At 61.4% G+C, this 18733-nt stretch carries 12 protein-coding genes and 1 tRNA gene; 9 read left to right on the top strand and 4 right to left on the bottom strand.

The features are described 5' to 3' along the window. Nucleotides 1-21 precede the first annotated feature (21 nt). The 5 genes from AC0JZ8_RS19630 (at nucleotide 22) to AC0JZ8_RS19610 (ending at nucleotide 7942) form a co-directional block, all read left to right on the top strand. Nucleotides 22-1488: an MDR family MFS transporter gene (locus AC0JZ8_RS19630; protein WP_174195653.1), complete on the top strand. Its 1467-nt coding sequence runs from the start codon at nucleotides 22-24 to the stop codon at nucleotides 1486-1488. 94 nt (nucleotides 1489-1582) lie between these two features. After that, nucleotides 1583-1873 (top strand): hypothetical protein, encoded by a 291-nt coding sequence (locus tag AC0JZ8_RS19625; protein WP_062579170.1) that lies wholly within the window; start codon nucleotides 1583-1585, stop codon nucleotides 1871-1873. Between the two features lie 607 nt (nucleotides 1874-2480). Further along, the gene (locus AC0JZ8_RS19620) at nucleotides 2481-3239 is read left to right on the top strand and encodes an ImuA family protein (protein ID WP_113166244.1); all 759 of its coding nucleotides are present in this window, start codon (nucleotides 2481-2483) and stop codon (nucleotides 3237-3239) included. Beyond that, nucleotides 3157-4671: a Y-family DNA polymerase gene (locus AC0JZ8_RS19615; protein ID WP_175487254.1), complete on the top strand. Its 1515-nt coding sequence runs from the start codon at nucleotides 3157-3159 to the stop codon at nucleotides 4669-4671. The genes AC0JZ8_RS19620 and AC0JZ8_RS19615 overlap by 83 nt, the downstream gene beginning before the upstream one ends. Nucleotides 4672-4681: 10 nt before the next feature. Further along, a complete protein-coding gene (locus tag AC0JZ8_RS19610) occupies nucleotides 4682-7942 on the top strand; it encodes an error-prone DNA polymerase (protein ID WP_471893252.1) in 3261 nt (1086 codons plus the stop codon). 636 nt (nucleotides 7943-8578) lie between these two features. Here AC0JZ8_RS19610 and AC0JZ8_RS19605 read toward each other — a convergent pair. The 3 genes from AC0JZ8_RS19605 to AC0JZ8_RS19595 form a co-directional block, all read right to left on the bottom strand. Next, complete coding sequence (locus AC0JZ8_RS19605) at nucleotides 8579-10345, bottom strand: putative bifunctional diguanylate cyclase/phosphodiesterase (protein ID WP_471893251.1); 1767 nt, start codon at nucleotides 10343-10345, stop codon at nucleotides 8579-8581. A gap of 48 nt (nucleotides 10346-10393) precedes the next feature. Further along, a complete protein-coding gene (locus AC0JZ8_RS19600; protein WP_244476072.1) occupies nucleotides 10394-11023 on the bottom strand; it encodes a GGDEF domain-containing protein in 630 nt (209 codons plus the stop codon). A gap of 501 nt (nucleotides 11024-11524) precedes the next feature. Next, nucleotides 11525-11598, bottom strand: a tRNA-Gln gene (locus tag AC0JZ8_RS19595). Between the two features lie 226 nt (nucleotides 11599-11824). On the opposite strand from AC0JZ8_RS19595, the gene AC0JZ8_RS19590 reads away from it, so the two are divergent. After that, nucleotides 11825-13522, top strand: coding sequence for a Ppx/GppA phosphatase family protein (locus AC0JZ8_RS19590; protein ID WP_471893250.1), 1698 nt, complete (start codon nucleotides 11825-11827; stop codon nucleotides 13520-13522). Beyond that, nucleotides 13519-14322, top strand: a complete 804-nt coding sequence (locus AC0JZ8_RS19585) for an RlmE family RNA methyltransferase (RefSeq protein ID WP_062579257.1) — start codon at nucleotides 13519-13521, stop codon at nucleotides 14320-14322. The genes AC0JZ8_RS19590 and AC0JZ8_RS19585 overlap by 4 nt, the downstream gene beginning before the upstream one ends. Nucleotides 14323-14324: 2 nt before the next feature. Here AC0JZ8_RS19585 and AC0JZ8_RS19580 read toward each other — a convergent pair whose 3' ends face one another. Next, on the bottom strand, nucleotides 14325-15746 hold the full coding sequence (locus AC0JZ8_RS19580; RefSeq protein ID WP_192076467.1) for an MFS transporter: 1422 nt from the start codon (nucleotides 15744-15746) through the stop codon (nucleotides 14325-14327). 211 nt (nucleotides 15747-15957) lie between these two features. Between AC0JZ8_RS19580 and AC0JZ8_RS19575 the strand changes: the two genes are divergently transcribed. Beyond that, entirely contained in the window at nucleotides 15958-16974 is a 1017-nt protein-coding gene (locus AC0JZ8_RS19575; RefSeq protein ID WP_425503192.1) for an MBL fold metallo-hydrolase, read from the top strand. A 187-nt stretch (nucleotides 16975-17161) separates the two neighbouring features. Beyond that, the gene (gene guaB / locus AC0JZ8_RS19570) at nucleotides 17162-18646 is read left to right on the top strand and encodes an IMP dehydrogenase (RefSeq protein WP_062453742.1); all 1485 of its coding nucleotides are present in this window, start codon (nucleotides 17162-17164) and stop codon (nucleotides 18644-18646) included. Nucleotides 18647-18733 lie beyond the last annotated feature (87 nt).

Below are 18733 nucleotides of genomic sequence, written 5' to 3'. Positions count from 1 at the left end.
GTCAGGGCTTCGGATTCATTCATGTCTGAAAAAGTCTCACATCGCGGGCTCGTCGTAGCCGCGATCATGGCAAGCATGGCGATGATCGCCATCGAAGCGACCATCGTCTCCACCGCCATGCCGCAGATCGCAGCCCAGCTCGGGCAGCTCAATCTCTACAGCTGGGTGTTTTCCGCTTTCCTCCTGTCGCAGACCGCGCTGACCGTCGTCTTCGGCAAGCTTTCCGATATCTACGGGCGAAAGCCGATCGTGCTGGCTGGCATCGCCGTCTTCCTGGTCGCCTCCATTCTCTGCGGGTTTGCCTGGTCGATGCCGTCGATGATTGCCTTCAGACTACTGCAGGGCATCGGCGCTGGCGCCATTCAGCCCGTCGCCATGACGGTGGTGGCCGATCTCTTTCCGGGCAGCCAGCGTGGAAAGGTTCAGGGCTATCTGGCCAGCGTTTGGGCGCTCTCGGCCGTGGTTGGCCCGCTGCTCGGCAGCGTCATCATCCATAACCTGCCCTGGGCCTGGATCTTCTGGATCAACGTGCCGGTCGGCCTTGCCGCTGCCGCAGCGTTCATCCTGTTCTACCACGAGGAAAAGCACACCCGGACGGTCTCGATCGATATCCTGGGCGCCGTGCTGTTTGCCGTCTCCATCTCGGCGCTGATGATTGGCCTCACGGTCTCCGAGACCGGATTGTCGACGTCCGCGATCGTCTCCTTCGTCCTGTTCGCCGTGTCGCTTGCGCTGTTCATCTGGCAGGAGCGTCGCGTCGAAGAACCGATGGTCGCGCCGGATCTCTGGCTCTACCGGCCGATTGCGGCCGCCAACATCTCTGTCTTCTTCGCCTCCATGGCGATCATGGGGCTCACCACCTTCCTGCCCATGTATGTGCAGACCGTGCTCAACCAGTCGCCGCTGGTGGCAGGCTTTGCACTGACCATGCTTCTCTTGGGATGGCCGTGCGGCGCAACGATCGCTTCGCGGAACTTCACCCGGTTCGGGCTGCGGCCGATCATGCTGGTGGGCGCCGTGTTCGTCCCCGTGGGAACCTTCCTGCTGACCCTGCTGACGCCATCCAGTTCGGCGGTGCTTGCGGGTGCCGGCTCGCTCGTCATGGGCTTCGGCATGGGCCTTCTCAATATCGGCGCACTGATCCTCACCCAGGGAAGCGTCGCGGCCTCGCAACGCGGCAGTGCCACGGCGTCGAACGTCTTTTCCCGCAACCTCGGCAGCACGCTGGGCGCGGCGATTCTCGGGGCGGTGCTGAGCTGGGGCCTGGTCCATACGACCAGCGGACAGGCGATCACGACCGACCAGCTGCGTGCTCTCCTGAACGGAACCGGTCTCGTGAGTGGCGATGCCGAAGCGGTTCGCCTTGCGCTGCAGGACGGCCTGCACGCGACCTTCCTGACCATGCTCCTGTTTGCCGTCCTGATCGTGCCCGCTTGCCTGTTCGTGCCCCGCGATGCCGTCCACAAGGACGAGCCCGTGCGGGCCTGAACCTTGAAATCTGGCGCCAACATGCCCATTTCGCTGTGAACGGGGCCCTATCGGGACCGATATCGTCACAACGACTATTAAGGTGGGTGGCACGATGCAGCAGATGACAAAGACAATCCGGGACCTGACGATCGAGGAGCGCGAAGACGCGCTGATCACCATGGCGCACGCGCTTGAAGGCGCTGCCAGAGAAGCCCTGGTCGAAGGTAACCGCCAGTTCGCTGCGATCTCCGGCAACATGGCCGAAGCGATCTTCATCAACGCCGATCAGCTTGCACGCGATCACGTCGAGGAAGCCGAACAGGTTCTCGAACAGGCCGTCCAGATCATGGTCGAATATGAAGCTGAACACCCCTACCGGATCGTCAGCACCGCGATCCACTGAGGACGGCGGCACGGCGGGCGACGGGCAACCTTGCCTGCCTCCCGCATTCTCTCGCAGTGGAGAAGACGCCACCTGATGCGGCAAGCCTTCACTGGTCTCCTATACAAAACGTCTGACATTGAACGCCTGCAAATCCAACGTCGAGTTCCTCGGCGATGGCACAGATGGTAGCGTTGTGCTCCTTGGTGTCTGCGGGAATGGGAAAGAGCCAAAGGGAGGCGGCTCGTGGGCGGATGGCCGCAGACGGCCATAGTCCCGCATGAGCGCGAGTGTTCATCCCCTTTGGCTCTGCCACACATCGCCGAGCCACTCTGTTACATTCTTGATATGCAGATTGGCGATTTGAGAACGGAAAGTTCTCACGGTTTTTGTGTCGCCCCAGCTAAGATCAAGAACATGCAAAAAATCTCAAGCACTCCATCGAGCCTCTCAAGCCGCCTACAAAGCTGATTCAGAACGATGAATCTTCACCGGCGCTAAAATGCCGAGAGCTATCCCGTTCTGACCCCGCTTGACTCTTCTGTCGCGGCGGAACAGAAACAGAACACCAACATTCTTTGGGACATGAAGTCCTGTGCAACGCGAACCTTGAGGAGGGCCGTGAACGATGTCGCATGCCCCTGCCTCAAGGCTTGTCGAGGAACTGAGAGACCGGATTGCGCATCTGGAAGGCAGCGTGTCGCGCAAGGCGCTTGTGCTGCCCTTCGGGGTGCCTGACGTCGACGAGCGATTGCCGGGCGGGGGGCTTGCCTATGGCGCATTGCATGAAATTGCAGGTGGCGGGGCGGGTACAATCGACGGTGCCGCGGCCGCCCTGTTTGCGGCAGGTATTGCGGCGCGAGCCAAGGGAAAGGTTCTTTGGTGCCTGACCCGGCCGGATCTCTTTGCGCCGGCGCTGTCGCAGGCCGGGCTTCACCCCGATCGCGTCATCTATTGCGAAGCCGATAAGGAGGAGGACGTGCTTGCCTCGATGGAAGAGGGGCTGTCCTTCGGGGGATTGGCGGCCGTCGTCGGGGAACTGGTGAGGCTGCCGATGACCGCGTCGCGGCGTCTTCAACTGGCTGCCGAGAAGACGGGGACGCTCGGCCTGGTCGTCCGGCGCTGGCGACGGCAGACGGAGGCCTCCGACTACGGTCAGCCGACGGCGTCCACAACACGCTGGAGGATCAGCACCCTGCCGTCCGAGCCGCTTCCTGTCGCCGGCGTGGGACGGGCGAGGTGGCTGGCGGAATTGATGCGGGTAAAGGCGGGGCAATGTGCCGAGTTTGAGTTAGGAGCCTGCGATGCCGAGGGTCGTGTCTGTTTACTTCCCCTATCTAGCAACGGATCGGATACGTCGGCATGGCGAGGAAGCCGTGTCGGTTGACCAGCCGCTGGTCGTGGTCTCGCGCAGCGGCTCGAAACGCTGGATATCGGCAGCCGATACGGCTGCCCGCAAGCTGGGCCTCAAAGTCGGCATGGCTGCCAGCAAGGCACAGGCGATGATTGGCAACCTTCATATGGTGGACGCCGATCCCGTTGCCGACGCCGCAGCCGTCGAGCGCCTGGCGCTATGGGCGCTTCGTCAATACAGCCCCGTCGTTGCCGTGGATGGAACGGATGGCATCGTCATGGATACCGAAGGTGCCGATCACCTTCAGGGTGGTGAAGAGCTGCTGATCTCCGGCGTTGTCAACGGTCTCCGCGGCAAGGGCCTGACGGCACGTGCCGCTGTCGCCGATACCTGGGGCGCGGCGCATGCACTGGCGCGACTGACGACGAACGAAACGACGGTGGTGCCGCGCGGTGATGTCACCAAGGCCGTGATCGGACTTCCAATCCACTGTCTGCGGCTTGCGGCAGATACGATCCAGGCATTGCGCATCCTGGGTATCGACACGGTAGGAGAGCTGTCGGCACTGCCGCGTGCGCCGTTGACACTGCGATTTGGTCCGGAGGTCGGACGCCGTCTCGATCAGCTCTTCGGCCGTCTTGCAGAACCCATCGATCCGTTGCGCACGCCGGATCTGGTCGAGGTGGCGCGCAATTTCCAGGAACCCATCGGTGCGCCCGATACGATTGCAAAATACGTCCGCCGGCTGGTGGCGCAACTGACGGCAAAGCTGGAGGAGCGGGGGCTGGGCGTCCGGCGCTCCGATCTGATCATCCATCGCGTCGACAACACACGCCAGTGTCTTCGAGCAGGACTTGCCAAGCCCGTGCGTGATCCTGCCCGCCTGACAAAGCTTCTCTGTGACCGTATCGAAAAGATCGACCCGGGTTTCGGCATCGAGCGGATGGTGCTGGTGGCGGTCATGGCCGAGCCGCTGGAAATAAAGCAGGTCGCAAACGCGCTGGTGGAAGAGGCGGTGGTGGATGTGACGCCGCTTGTCGATATTCTCGGCAACCGGGGCCAGCGCCTTTACCGCATCACGCCGGTCGCCTCCGACGTTCCGGAACGATCTCTCCGGCGGATCGGACCGACGGCCGTCGAGACGGGTGCCGAGTGGGCAGCCAGGTGGCCGCGGCCGTCACGGCTGCTGGCTTATCCCGAAGAAATCGAAACCATGGCTGTCCTGCCCGACCAGCCGCCAGTCGTCGTCACCTGGCGCGGCAAGCGCCGCCGCATCGTTCGTGCGGATGGGCCCGAGCGCATCTTCGGCGAATGGTGGCTCCGGCCGCGCGAAATGCAGGCGGTGCGCGATTACTTCGTGGTCGAGGACGAGCACGGCGATCGGCTGTGGGTCTTCCGCGCCGGCGACGGCGTCGATGCAGGCACGGGGTCACACAAATGGTTCCTCCACGGCATCTTCGGGTAAGGTTTGAACTATGCGCCATGCCGAACTCCAGGTGACCACGCATTTCTCGTTCCTGCGCGGTGCAAGCTCCGCGGAAGAACTGTTTGCCACGGCCGCCGCACTGGGCATCGACGCCCTTGGTGTCGTCGACCGCAACTCGCTTGCCGGCATTGTCCGGGCCTGGGAGGCGGCAAAGACAACCGGGGTGCGCCTGGTGGTCGGCTGCCATCTCGACCTCACGGATGGCATGTCGCTGCTCGTCTACCCGACGGACCGGCTCGCCTATTCCAGGCTCACCCGGCTGCTGACGCTTGGCAAAAGCCGGGGCGGAAAGGCCAAGTGCGTTCTCGACCTTGCTGATGTCGAGGCCTATAGCGAGGGCCTCATCGCGATCCTCATTCCGGATGAGGCGGACGATGTCTATGCGGGTCAGCTCCGCAAGGTGGCCGCAGTCTTTGGTGACCGCGCCTATGTTTCGCTCTGCCTGCGGCGGCGTCCGAACGACCGGCTGCGGTTGCATGATCTGTCGAACTTGGCGCAGCGTCACAAGGTGAAGACGGTGGTGACCAACGATGTGCTCTTCCACGAGCCCGGCCGCCGACAGCTTCAGGACATCGTCACCTGCATCCGCAACCGCACCACCATCGACAGCGTCGGCTTTGACCGGGAGCGGCATGCTGACCGCTTCCTCAAGGAGCCGGAGGAGATGCACCGCTTGTTTGCCGACTATCCCGAAGCTCTCGCAAGAAGCCGCGAGATCGTCGAGCGCTGCCGCTTCGACATGAGCGAGCTGCAGTACCAGTATCCGGAGGAGGCAATTGTGCCAGGGCTCGACGCCCAGCAGTCGCTGGCCAAGTTCGCCTGGGAAGGTGCGGCGGAGCGTTATCCAGAAGGCATTCCCGACAAGGTCCGCAAGGCAATCCTGCACGAACTCGACCTGATCCGGAAGATGAACTACGCTGCGTATTTCCTCACCGTCTTTTCCATCGTCCGCTTTGCACGCTCCAGGAACATCCTCTGTCAGGGCAGAGGGTCAGCTGCCAACTCCGCCGTCTGCTATTGCCTCGGGATCACCAGCATCAACCCGGAAACAGGAGACCTCCTGTTCGAGCGCTTCGTTTCGATGGAGCGTAACGAGCCGCCGGATATCGACGTCGACTTCGAGCATAACCGGCGCGAGGAGGTCATCCAGTGGATATACGAAACCTATGGCCGCTCCCGTTCGGCCCTCTGCTCCACCGTCACCCGCTACCGAACCAAGGGTGCACTGCGCGATGTGGGCAAGGCGCTCGGCCTGCCCGAAGACCTGATCGGTCAACTGACCTCCGGCGTCTGGGGCTGGTCGAAGGATGGCATCGGCGAAAAGCAGCTCAGGGAAAACAACATGAACGCGTCCGACTACCGGCTGCGTCTGGCGCTTGACCTTGCCTCGCAACTCATGGGAGCGCCGCGCCATCTTGGACAGCATCCAGGCGGCTTCGTGCTGACGCAGGACAGACTGGATGATCTGGTCCCCATCGAGCCCGCCGCCATGGATGACCGCCAGGTGGTGGAATGGGACAAGGACGACATCGACGCCTTGAAGTTCATGAAGGTGGATGTGCTGGCGCTCGGCATGCTGTCCTGCATGGCCCGCTCCTTTGAGCTGCTGGCGGAGTACAAGAACGAAGCGATGGGTCTGGCAGACGTTCCGCAGGAGGATCCGAAGACCTACGCGATGATCCGCAAGGCGGATACGCTTGGTACCTTCCAGATCGAAAGCCGCGCCCAGATGGCGATGCTGCCAAGGCTCAAGCCACGCACCTTCTATGATCTCGTGGTTCAGGTCGCCATCGTCCGCCCTGGCCCGATCCAGGGCGACATGGTGCATCCCTATCTGCGTCGGCGGGAGGGCAAGGAGAAGGTGGAGTATCCGACGCCGGAGCTCGAGGCGGTGCTTGGCAAGACGCTCGGCGTCCCGCTCTTCCAGGAGAGCGCCATGAAGGTTGCCATGGTCTGTGCGGGTTTCAGTGCAGGCGAGGCGGACCAGCTGCGTCGGGCCATGGCGACCTTCAAGTTTACGGGCGGCGTGTCGAGGTTCAAGGAGAAGCTCGTCAACGGCATGGTCAAGAACGGCTACTCTCAAGACTTCGCGGAGCGGACGTTCAGCCAGCTGGAAGGCTTCGGCTCCTATGGCTTTCCGGAAAGCCATGCAGCTTCGTTCGCCCTCATCGCCTATGCCAGTTCCTGGATGAAGTGCCATCATCCGGATATCTTCTGCGCCGCTCTCCTCAACTCCCAGCCCATGGGGTTCTATAGCGTTGCCCAGATCGTCACCGATGCCCGCAACCACGGGGTGGAGGTCCGGCCCGTCTGTGTCAATCGGTCTCGCTGGGACTGCACGATGGAGGAGACCGGAAGGCCCGGCCGCTTTGCGGTTCGTCTCGGTATGCGCATGGTAAAGGGGTTGCCGCTGAATAATGCTGCCAGAATTGTTCTTGCCCGTGTTGACCAGCCTTTCGAGAGTGCCGACGACATGTGGCGGCGATCCGGCGTGCCGACAGCGTCCCTGGTCAAGCTGGCAGAGGCCGATGCCTTCCTACCGTCGTTGAAGCTGGAACGGCGTCAAGCGCTCTGGGACATCAAGGCGCTGCGCGACGAGCCGCTGGAACTATGGGCGGCAGCCGCAAAGCGTGAAGCAAGGGTCGTTGCCGAGATGCAGGAACCCGACGTGTCGCTCAAGTCGATGAAAGAGGGCAGGGAGGTCGTTGAGGACTATTCCCATACGGGCCTCAGCTTGAGGTCGCATCCTGTGTCTTTCCTGCGTCCGGAACTGAAGAAAAAGCGGATCGTCACCTGCGCCGAAGCGATGGGTGAGCGCGACGGCCGCTGGCTCTGGACGGCGGGCCTCGTCCTCGTGCGTCAGAAGCCTGGTAGCGCCAAAGGCGTGATGTTCCTGACGCTCGAAGATGAGACGGGCGTCGTCAATGCCGTCGTCTGGCCCTCGCTATTCGAGAAGCAGCGCCGGATCGTCATGTCGGCTTCGATGATGGCGATCCATGGCAGGATACAGCGCGAAGGTGAGGTCGTGCATCTGGTCGCCCAGCGCCTGTTCGACTTTTCCGGCGATCTCTCCAGTCTCGGCGAGCTTGGCGGCGACTTCCCCTTGCCGTACGGCCGTGGCGACGGAGCCAAACATGGCAGCGGGCCTGATCCCCGCGACAATCCGAAGCCTGTCATCCCGACGCGCGACATCTATATCCCGGATCTCCACATCGACACGCTCAAGGTCAAGTCGAGAAACTTCCATTGACCGGCAAGGATGTCAAAGACAGCGTTGTTGATATTGCTCTTAAGTCTGTCCCGTTTTGCCTGTGCTCCGGCCGGTTACGGCTTCCCTCACAGGGTTGGAGCGGCGGGTTGCGTATCCGCACGAATTCGTCCGTGTCATCCATTCCAGGACTGACTGCGGACGTTGATAGCGTCGGCGCTATGCCCGCTTGAAAGCGTAGACCAGGCGCATGCGGGAGAGGGCGCATGCTCACGATATGTCTTTTTGATGGATCAAAGTCAGCCCTCCGGTGTTGTTGAAGACAGAACGGATTATGGTATGACCGTTCTCCGGAGGCCCGCTATCGTGAAATCACGTATCGAAGTCGTCAATGCCGTGACGGATGTTTTAAGACGGTTGCGGGTCAGGCCGCCATCGCAGGTCAAGTTCGGGACGATCGCGAACACGCCCGCGACTACCGGATATTCAAGAAACGAACTTCTGAACGCGCTCTACGCCCTGGAACATGAAGGCGTCATAGCATTGCACCATGACAACAGTTTCAGCGTCTTGAAATCATCGACCTTGATCTAGCTTCCGGCAGAGCCGACACGCTTGAAACACGATGCGCGTTGGAAATTCGACATCGTCTGTTTCTCGTGCCGGCAGCCTATCGGATCAGCATGCGATCTGGTGTTCCATTTTTCTCTCGAAGAACCATTCTTCAAATGCGGCTGGCGACAGCGGCTTTGCAAAAAGATACCCCTGCGCTTCATCACAACCCATCTTGCTCAAAGCCTCGGCCGCCTCGGTCGTCTCCACCCCTTCCGCCACGACCTGGTAGCCCAGGTCGTGCGACAGCTGGATCATCGATCTGACGAGATTGGTTTCGCGAAAGCCATCATCCATGCTGCGGATAAAGGATTGATCGATCTTGACCACGGTGGTCGGCAAGGTCTGGAGATAGGACAGGCTGCTGTAGCCTGTGCCGAAGTCGTCGATCGATAGTCTGACCCCGCCCTCGGAAAGCGCCTGCAACTTCGCCAGCGCGTTTGCCGCGTCCTTCATGATCGCGCTTTCGGTGACCTCCAGCTCCAGCATCGCCGGCCGGATACCATGTCTCAAGAGGGACAGTTGCACCCGTTGGACAAAGTCCGGTTCATCGAGGTTTGCCGCCGAGATATTGACCGATACCGGAACGATTACCCCCCTGGATTTCAGGTTGCCGGCTTCGCGCAGAGCGGCATCCAGAACCCACGCGGTCATCTTGCCTATATGTGGAGACTGCTCGATGATGGGAGCGAATTCGCCGGGGGAGATGGCTCCCAGTTCCGGATGGAGCCAGCGCAGGAGGACTTCTGCTCCGACGCAATGGCCATCCGGCAAACTGACACGCGGCTGGAACACGATCGATAGCTGATCGCTGCCTTGAAGGGCGTTGTCGAAATCCTGCAGCAGACGGAAACTCCGCTGGTAGCGATCGTCACTGGCCTGTGAAAAGACCGCGACATGTGTCGCTGTCAGACGAGCGTCCTGCGCTGCGCTGCTCATGGCACGCAGGAAATCCGACGGCGTGGTGTCGGGTTTGAGCGGCGCGACGCCGATTGCCGGCGTCATCAGAAATCTGAGGTCCGACTCGTCGTCCAGGTCACCCAGCAGCTGTCTGAGGTAAACCATGCAGTCGAGGCCTGCGATATTTCTGTCCCTTATGAACGCAAACTGCGTCGTGGAGACGTGATAAAGTGTTGTTTTGCCGCCAACGATCGCTCTGAGCCGCTGTGCGGCATCGCGCACTTTCGCATCGATTTCGGCTGTTCCCATCACGCGGGAAAGGTCGTCAAGCTGCCGCGTCTCGGCAAGGTCGATCAGGACACCGGTATAGGCCGTCCGCCAGGCCGGTCCTCTGAGAAGGTCGCTCACGTCCTCGGAAAACTGGGTACGATTGGGAAGCCCGCTGACCGGCTCGATCCTGCCATACGCATGTTGCAGTTCGATCTGGGCCATCACCATTGCGGCAAGGTCCTGGAGACTGGCAATCTCGTTTTCGGTGGTCTCACGCGGCTCGGCTCCAAGGACACACAAGGCGCCGAGACAATGCCCCTCGCGCGTCGTGAGCGGTGCTCCCGCGTAAAAACGCACGCCTGTCTTTGCAAGGACACTGTCGTGGTAGTGCGCATCCTTGGACAGGTCCGGAACGACGAGAAGTTCGGTACTCTCGGCCACTGCCGCACAGGGCGCCTTGTCTCGTGGAATAGACTGGTGCTCCACCCCGACACGCGCCTTGAACCACTGCCTGTCGGAATCGGTTAGCGATATGGCCGCGATCGGCAGGTCGAATATCTGGCTCGCCATGCGCGTGATACGGTCGAAGCTCTCACTTGCTGGCGTATCGAGCAATTTCAAAGAGTGCAGAGCGGCGAGACGGATTTCCTCATTGGTTTTCATGTAATATCTCAGTCGTAATGTCTTTTCGGGATAAAGTTGGGACGGCGTTTAAATTGACATTCTCACGAGGTTGCGGCCTGACGCCTTTGCCTCGTACAGACGGCGATCTGCCGTCTTGAACAGTTCTTCGTAACTGGTGTTTTCGCGGAAGGTGGCCCCGCCGATGCTGACCGACAGCAGCCCTTCGCCAACGTCCCTGGGGAAGGGCAGTGCGCGGATCCTCTGTCTTATCAGCTCGGCCGTGCGCGACGCCGTGTCATCGACAACAGCCGGCAGGAAGACGGCGAACTCTTCGCCGCCGACGCGTCCGACAAGATCTGCCGGCGACAGAGTTTCCTTGATAGCCCCAGCAATCAACTTCAGGGCCTGGTCACCCGCCTGATGCCCGTGACTGTCATTGATTGCCTTGAAATGATCCGCATCAACGATCAGAAACGATCCCGTTTGCGGAAGCGATCCCGCCCGCGCTCTTTCCAGATAGGCTTCGACCAGCATTTCGAATGCACCGCGGCTAAGCACGGCGGTAAGACTGTCTGTCGAAGCAAGCCGCTGCAGCTCCACCTTGGCCACGGCGAGTTGCCGGATCTTCTCCAACAGAAAGTAAAAGAAAGGCCCGCCGATCAGGGTCGGGAGCAGGATGTCTGTCGCGAGTGCGCGACGAAAATGATCCTGCGACATCTCCGCGAAATTAAACGAGTCGGCCAATACTGCGGCGACAACGCAAAGAGCTGTGCCAAGCAGTGTTCCTGCAAACACACGCAGTCTCGAAGTCTCTTGACGGATAAGGTGGACGAACGGCAATGCTGTACCCTAGATTCAGACATTCTGAATTAGCATCTGCCTATTAAGAAAAGCGCTATATCAAACACTCAAATCGTCTCGATTTGGTACGTAGATACCCGTACATGTGGGGCTTGTTCCATGCGCGGCAAATTCGGATCATCGACAGTGAGATCCGCTCGGGTCATGACCGGTTGAACTGCTCACGGAGTGTGCTGGCGATGGGCTCTTTTCGAAGTTGCGCTAGGACATTGTTCCCAATTGCCGGACGGTCTCTCGGGCAGTCGTCGCGTGGACGAGTTGAAGCTGCGAAGTAATACCGAGAAATGACGCGCAACCAAACGCGACACCATTGGCGCTGAGAGTTTTGCAACGACCGAGATTGTTGTCGGGGAGAATTGGCTGGGGAACCTGGATTCGAACCAAGATTAACGGAGTCAGAGTCCGTCGTTCTACCGTTGAACTATTCCCCAGCAGGAAAAGCCTTGTGGCTCATCGGTGTGCGGCGCTTATAACCAAACACTTGGCGCTTGCAAATACCCTTTGTGAAAAAAATCGACATCATTTTTGGTCCTGCTTGCCGCGCCCTAAAAAGCCGTTGGCGAATGCGCCTGAGGCTGTTATCTTCAGGTCAACGAAACGATCAGACGCCAGCTGCATGCTCCAAAGTGTTGCGCGGCGAGATGGACTTATAAAGTGATGAACCCCGATAGCGGCGGAAAGCCGCCGGAAGGCGGGGCGTCGGCGGAACTGCGCAGGGATGTCAAGAACTCCCGGCGCCGCAAGGCGAAGCGAAACGGCAAAGACCGTGACGCGGCGTCGATGGCGCACGCAAGCCCGGCTGAAAAGGCCGGCCAGGCCGGACGCTCGCACGGCATGAAACCGGATGGTGGCACGTCCGACGGCGGGCGGCCAGAGCCGGGCTCACCGCATCCGCGCAAGCGCAAGCGCCGTCGCTCCCGTTCGCGCTCCGCGGTCACGGAGAATTCTGCACATGCGCCAAATCCATCCGTGGATGGTGGCGATCGCCTATCTGGCGCCGATGCGCCGGCGGGCGAAGGCTTGCGCGGTGACGCCAAGCCGGCCGGAAAGCAGCCGCGCCAGCAGGGCCCGCAGCAGGATCGCAATCAGAGCCGCAAGAAGAAGCGTGCCGGTCGGGGCCCGCAGGGTCGGCCGCTGACGCAGGCCAAGCAGGGACCGCTGGTCACCGCCAAGACGGTTTCGGCCGCAGGCCATGCCGGTTATGCGGCGCTCGGGCATGAAAGCCATGGTTCTCCCGGCGCCGACAAGTTCGCAGGCTTCCGCGACGAACTCTATGCAGCCCTTGATCTCGGCACCAACAATTGCCGTCTCCTGATCGCCCAGCCGACGCGGCCGGGCCAGTTCCGGGTCATCGACGCGTTTTCGCGCATTGTCCGTCTGGGCGAGGGGCTGGCTGCAAGCGGTCGCCTGTCGACGGAAGCGATGGATCGCGCCGTCGATGCCTTGCGCGTGTGCGCGTCGAAACTTGCGCACCGGCCGATCCGCCGCATGCGGCTGATTGCCACCGAAGCCTGCCGCGCTGCCGAAAACGGCGAGGCATTTCTGGCGCGGGTCACTGAGGAAACCGGGCTCGAGCTCGAAATCATCGATCGCGAAACCGAGGCGCGGCTTGCCGTGTCCGGCTGCTCGTCGCTGGTCGGTCGCGAGGCCCGCTCCGTCGTGCTGTTTGATATCGGCGGCGGTTCGTCTGAAATCGCGGTCATCCGCATCGGCGACAGCCGCTCGTCGCGGCTCGCCAACCACATTACCCACTGGACCTCGCTGCCGGTCGGCGTCGTGACGCTGTCGGAACGCCATGGCGGCCGTGATGTCACGCCGGCCGTCTTTGCCGGCATGGTCGATGAGGTCGAGGGCATGCTGTCGAAGTTCGATTGCCCGCCGATCGGTTCCCCGCACCAGCAGGGTGCCGAGGACTTTCATCTGATCGGCACATCCGGCACGGTCACCACGCTTGCCGGCGTCCATCTCGATCTGCCACGCTACGATCGCCGCAAGGTCGATGGTCTCTGGCTGTCAGATTCCGAGGTTTCCGCCATGCAGGCAAAGCTCCTCTCATGGGATTTCGCCGGCCGTGCCGCCAATGCCTGCATCGGTCCTGACAGGGCCGATCTGGTTCTTGCCGGCTGCGCCATCCTCGAAGCGATCCGCCGCCGCTGGCCGAGCCAGCGCATGCGGGTTGCCGATCGCGGGCTGCGCGAAGGTCTTTTGACGGATATGATGGCTGATGACGGTGTCTGGCGCCGCGGCAGGGGACGAAGGTTCGGCCAGGGGTCAGGCAGCGGTTCAGGCCAGGGCCACCATCAGACGAATAATTCAGGCCACGGGCAGACGCAGGAAACGGGACGCAAGCAATGACGAAACCATCCGTTGGCGGCAACCGCACCGGTCGCAAGCTTGGCCAGAAGGTCAAGAAGGGCAAGCTGAAGGCGTCTTCACGCCGCTGGCTGGAGCGCCATATCAACGATCCCTATGTCCAGCGCGCCAAACTCGAGGGTTATCGCGCCCGTGCGGCGTTCAAGCTTCTGGAGATCGACGAGAAGCACCAGTTGCTCAAGGGCGCGCGCCGCATCATCGATCTGGGTGCAGCCCCCGGCAGCTGGTCGCAGATCGCCGCCAAGGTCACCGAATCCAGCGATGACGATATGCGCGTCGCGGCGATCGATTTTCTTGAAATGGCGCCGCTTGCCGGCGTCAAGATCCTGCAGCTCGACTTTCTGGATGACGATGCTCCGCGCCAGCTGATGGAAGCGATCGGCGGCACGCCGGATGTCGTCCTGTCCGATATGGCGGCACCGACCACCGGCCACCACCGTACAGACCATCTGCGCACCATGCATCTGTGTGAAGTCGCCGCGCATTTTGCCGTCTCGGTTCTTGGCGAGGGCGGCCATTTCCTGGCGAAAACCTTCCAGGGCGGCACCGAGAAGGACCTTCTCGACATGCTGAAGAAGAATTTCAAGCAGGTCATCCACATCAAGCCCGGCTCGTCGCGCCAGGAATCGGTGGAAATGTTCCTGCTTGCAAAACACTTCAAAGGTCAGGCCCACAGGCTCGCCAACGAAGCGGCCGGCGACCATCCCGGCGATGATGCAGCGGACGAAGCACAGGATGATCCGCGGGAACAGGCGGGCGACGAGGGCTTCGGCCGGGACTGAGTTTACTCGCCGGCTCCCGGTGTCGGCTCTACCTGTCCGACGCGCACTCCGCGCCGGTGTCCCGATACGTCGGCGCCGGTCATCGGGTCGAGCTTGAGGATTGGGATCACCGCAAATACCGAAACAGCGGCGACGATAAAGAACGCGAGATGGAAATCCGCGAGCGCCAGCTGGCTGCCGGAAAACGTCGACGACATCTCCAGAATGAAGGCTGCAAACGCGACGCCGAGTGCCAGGCTCACCTGTTGCAGGAATGAGGCCATGGACGTCGCCTGGCTCGCCTGCTGGTCCGTAATCTCCGAATAGCCGAGAGCATTGGCACCTGTGAAAAACAGGGAGCGGAATAGCCCTGCCGCGAGCAGCGCGCCGATGATCACGATATGGGGTGTGTCCGGCGTGAAGAACCCGTTGACCGCCGTCGATGCTGCGCCAAGGATGCCGGCAAAGATCAGCGCGGTTCGAAAGCCTGTCATCGCAAACACCCGCCTTGCAAGGAACTTGACCGTCAGCGCACCGATCGCACCGGCGAAGGTGATGAGGCCGGACTGAAACGGATTGAGGCCGAAACCCAGCTGCAGCATCAGCGGCATCAGGAAGGGGATCGCCCCGGTCGCGATGCGAAACATCGTGCCGCCGGTGGTGGAGGCACGGAAAGCCCGGTCGTTGAAGATCGTGAGGTTCAGCACCGGAAACGGGTGCCGCTTGGCATGGAAATAATAGAGAATGCAGGCGGCAAAGCCGGCAAACGTGGCCGTGATGCCGACGACCGGCGGCAGCGCCGGCAGGCCGATCACCGACAGGCCGAAGACGACGCCGGAGGCCGCGACCGAGGTCAGCAGAAAGCCGAACCAGTCCATTCGAGGCGTCTCCACCGGCGGCACGTGCGGCAGGTAGATGCCGGTCAGGATCACGCCGGCGATGCCGATCGGCACGTTGATGATGAAGATCCAGTGCCAGGAAAAATAGGTGGTGATGAAACCGCCGATCGGCGGCCCGGTCAAAGGCCCGACCAGCGCCGGGATCGTCAGAAGCGCCATGGCGGAAACAAGTTCGCTTCGCTTCGTCGTCCGCAGCAGCACGAGACGGCCGACCGGCGTCATCATTGCACCGCCCATGCCCTGCAGGAAGCGCGACATCACGAACTGCAGCAGTGACTCGGAGATTGCGCAGAGGATCGAGCCCACAATGAAGACGCAGATTGCCAGGCGAAAGATCTTCTTTGCCCCGAATTTGTCGGACATCCAGCCGCTCAGCGGAATGAACATGGCAAGAGCCACCATGTAGGATGTCAGCGCCAGTTTCAGCGTGATCGGGCTGACCCCGAGATCGGCGGCGATGGTGGGAAGTGCGGTGGCGATGACGGTCGAATCCATCTGCTCCATGAACAGAGCGACGGCCAGAATAAGCGGAATGATGCGGTTCATGGGGAGGGCCTGCGATACGCGACGCACTTCAACGTCCCCGCTCTAGACCTGTTCCGGCATGAAGCCAATTGCACAATGTCAATTTCCGGGAGACCGTGTCACGTCTGCGTGAGGCTTGTTTCCCTTTGCCTGTCGCCTGTTATCTATTCGTGTGCGGGGCTTGGGCATTTTCGGTGCACCCCCGAAAGCTTTCAAACGGAGGGATGAGATCATGACGTTCAAGGACGAACCAAAGGGCATGGAACGCCGCACGCTGCTGGGAAGTGCCGGACTGGCCGTCCTCGCGGCGCCGGCTATATGGAGTGGCCAGGCGCTGATGAGCAGCAAAGCGCTGGCACAGGAGAAGAAATTGGCAATCGATCGCGTAACCCCTCCCGACATTCACAAATTCAAGCTCGGTAGCTTCGATGTTCTCGTGGTGAAGGATGGCTCCCGCGCTTCCGGCACTCCGAACGAGACGTTTGGAACCAACCAGTCGGCCGAGACCGTCAGCGCGCTTCTCGCAGACAACTTTCTGCCGACCGATCAGTTCGTCAACGGCTTTTCCCCGACGCTCATTGATACCGGCAGCGACGTCATCCTGTTCGATACGGGATTCGGCCAGTCGGGTCATGCCATGGGTGCCGGCCGTCTGGTCGAAGGCATGGCGTCTGCCGGCTATATGCCGGGCGATGTCACAAAAGTGGTCCTGACCCATCTCCACGGCGACCATATCGGCGGCCTGATGGAAGACGGCAAGCCGGCTTTCCCCAAGGCGACCTATATCACCGGTCAGACGGAATATGATTTCTGGGTCGACGGCGCCCGCGCCGGAACGCCCGCTGAAGGCAATCAGAAGTCCGTGCTCGCCAATGTAAAGCCTCTGGCGGACAAGATGACCTTTATCGGCGAAGGCGACGACGTCGCACCCGGCATCACCGGCATGCTCGCACCCGGCCACACGCCCGGCATGATGATCTTCAACGTGGAATCGCAGGGCAAGCGCCTGATCCTCACGGCCGATACCGCCAACCACTTCGTCCTGTCGCTGCAGCGCCCGGACTGGGAGGTCAAGTTCGACATGGACAAGGCAAAGGCGGCCGCAACCCGCAAGCGCGTGTTCGATATGATCGCCACCGACAAGGTCGCCTTCCTTGGCTACCACATGCCGTTCCCCGCCGTCGGCTACGCCGAAAAGCAGGAAACCGGCTACCGCTTCGTGCCGAAGAGCTACCAGTTCGATATCTGACGAATATTGACGCGGTAAATTCACAGCTATGCAAACCCGGAGGGCCTGCCTCCGGGTTTTAAATGTTCCCTTCCTGTCATTATCGTGTTACCAGCCCTCGCCAACTTCCAAGCAATTGTTGCCGGAACGTCGGGACGTATTCACGGTCCTGAGCGGTCCCGCATTTTTAAGATCGAAGGAATTGGCAATGGCTCGTATTATAGAAACGCCGACCGGTCTCGACGCCCTCACATTCGATGACGTGCTGCTGCAGCCGGGGCATTCCGAAGTTCTGCCGGGCCAGACCAGCGTCGCCACGCGTATTGCCACTGATTTCGAGCTGAACATTCCGATCATCTCGTCTGCGATGGATACCGTCACCGAAAGTCGTCTCGCCATCGCGATGGCGCAGGCCGGCGGTCTTGGCGTCATCCACAAGAACCTGACGCCGGTCGAGCAGGCCGAACAGGTTCGCCAGGTCAAGAAGTTCGAAAGCGGCATGGTCGTCAACCCGGTCACGATCGGCCCGGATGCGACGCTTGCCGACGCGCTGGCCTTGATGAAGACCTTCCACATCTCCGGCATTCCGGTCGTCGAAGCGTCTGGCCGTCTGGTCGGCATCCTAACCAACCGCGACGTGCGCTTTGCCTCGGATCCGGCCCAGAAGATCCACGAGCTGATGACCCATCAGGGCCTCATCACCGTCAAGGAAAACGTCGATCAGCAGGAGGCCAAGCGCCTGCTGCATACCAACCGCATCGAAAAGCTGCTGGTTATCGATGGCGAAGGCCGCTGCGTTGGTCTGATCACCGTCAAGGATATCGAAAAGTCGCAGCTCAACCCGCATGCCTCCAAGGACATGCAGGGCCGCCTGCGCGCCGCTGCCGCGATCGGCGTCGGTGACGATGGTTTCGAGCGTGCCGAGCGGCTGATCGAAGCCGGCGTCGATCTTCTGGTCGTCGATACCGCGCATGGCCATTCGGCCCGCGTTCTCGAAGCCGTTACCCGCGTCAAGAAGCTGTCCAACCATGTCCGCGTCATGGCCGGCAACGTTGCCACCGCAAGCGGCACCAAGGCGCTGATCGATGCAGGCGCAGACGCCGTCAAGGTCGGTATCGGCCCGGGCTCGATCTGCACCACGCGTATCGTCGCCGGCGTCGGCGTTCCCCAGCTCGCCGCCATCATGTCGGCGGTCGAAGCAGCGCAGGCGCAGGACATCCCGGTCATTGCCGATGGCGGCATCAAGTTCTCCGGCGACGTCGCCAAGGCGATCGCATCCGGCGCGTCGGCCGTGATGATCGGCTCGCTGCTCGCCGGCACCGATGAAAGCCCGGGCGAAGTCTATCTCTACCAGGGCCGCTCGTTCAAAGCCTATCGCGGCATGGGTTCCGTCGGTGCCATGGCCCGCGGTTCCGCCGACCGTTACTTCCAGGCTGAAGTCCGCGACACCCTGAAGCTGGTGCCGGAAGGCATCGAAGGCCAAGTGCCCTACAAGGGTCCGGTTTCCGGCGTCATCCATCAGCTCGCAGGCGGCCTGAAAGCTGCCATGGGCTATGTCGGCGGCAAGGACATCAAGGACTTCCAGGAGAAGGCGACCTTCGTTCGCATCTCCGGTGCTGGCCTGCGCGAAAGCCATCCGCATGACGTGACGATCACCCGCGAAAGCCCGAACTATCCGGGCTCCGGCGCCTGAACGTAGCGACGTCCAAAACAACAGGGCCGGGCATAGTAGCCCGGCCCTTTTTATTTCGTGCCCCCAGTATCCGCCAGCACAAATTTT

The sequence above is a fragment of the Velazquezella soli genome (assembly GCF_977018685.1).
The sequence above is the reverse complement of the archived record's forward strand: the minus strand, read 5'-3'. Positions and strand labels throughout refer to the sequence as shown.

Bases quoted from the DNA above. Each gene is read 5' to 3' on its own strand.
- AC0JZ8_RS19590 (WP_471893250.1), top strand. From the start codon at position 11,825: ATGAACCCCGATAGCGGCGGAAAGCCGCCGGAAGGCGGGGCGTCGGCG.
- AC0JZ8_RS19585 (WP_062579257.1), top strand. From the start codon at position 13,519: ATGACGAAACCATCCGTTGGCGGCAACCGCACCGGTCGCAAGCTTGGC.
- AC0JZ8_RS19630 (WP_174195653.1), top strand. From the start codon at position 22: ATGTCTGAAAAAGTCTCACATCGCGGGCTCGTCGTAGCCGCGATCATG.
- AC0JZ8_RS19610 (WP_471893252.1), top strand. From the start codon at position 4,682: ATGCGCCATGCCGAACTCCAGGTGACCACGCATTTCTCGTTCCTGCGC.
- AC0JZ8_RS19620 (WP_113166244.1), top strand. From the start codon at position 2,481: ATGTCGCATGCCCCTGCCTCAAGGCTTGTCGAGGAACTGAGAGACCGG.
- AC0JZ8_RS19580 (WP_192076467.1), bottom strand. From the start codon at position 15,746: ATGAACCGCATCATTCCGCTTATTCTGGCCGTCGCTCTGTTCATGGAG.
- AC0JZ8_RS19575 (WP_425503192.1), top strand. From the start codon at position 15,958: ATGACGTTCAAGGACGAACCAAAGGGCATGGAACGCCGCACGCTGCTG.
- AC0JZ8_RS19605 (WP_471893251.1), bottom strand. From the start codon at position 10,345: ATGAAAACCAATGAGGAAATCCGTCTCGCCGCTCTGCACTCTTTGAAA.
- guaB (WP_062453742.1), top strand. From the start codon at position 17,162: ATGGCTCGTATTATAGAAACGCCGACCGGTCTCGACGCCCTCACATTC.
- AC0JZ8_RS19600 (WP_244476072.1), bottom strand. From the start codon at position 11,023: ATGTCGCAGGATCATTTTCGTCGCGCACTCGCGACAGACATCCTGCTC.
- AC0JZ8_RS19615 (WP_175487254.1), top strand. From the start codon at position 3,157: ATGCCGAGGGTCGTGTCTGTTTACTTCCCCTATCTAGCAACGGATCGG.
- AC0JZ8_RS19625 (WP_062579170.1), top strand. From the start codon at position 1,583: ATGCAGCAGATGACAAAGACAATCCGGGACCTGACGATCGAGGAGCGC.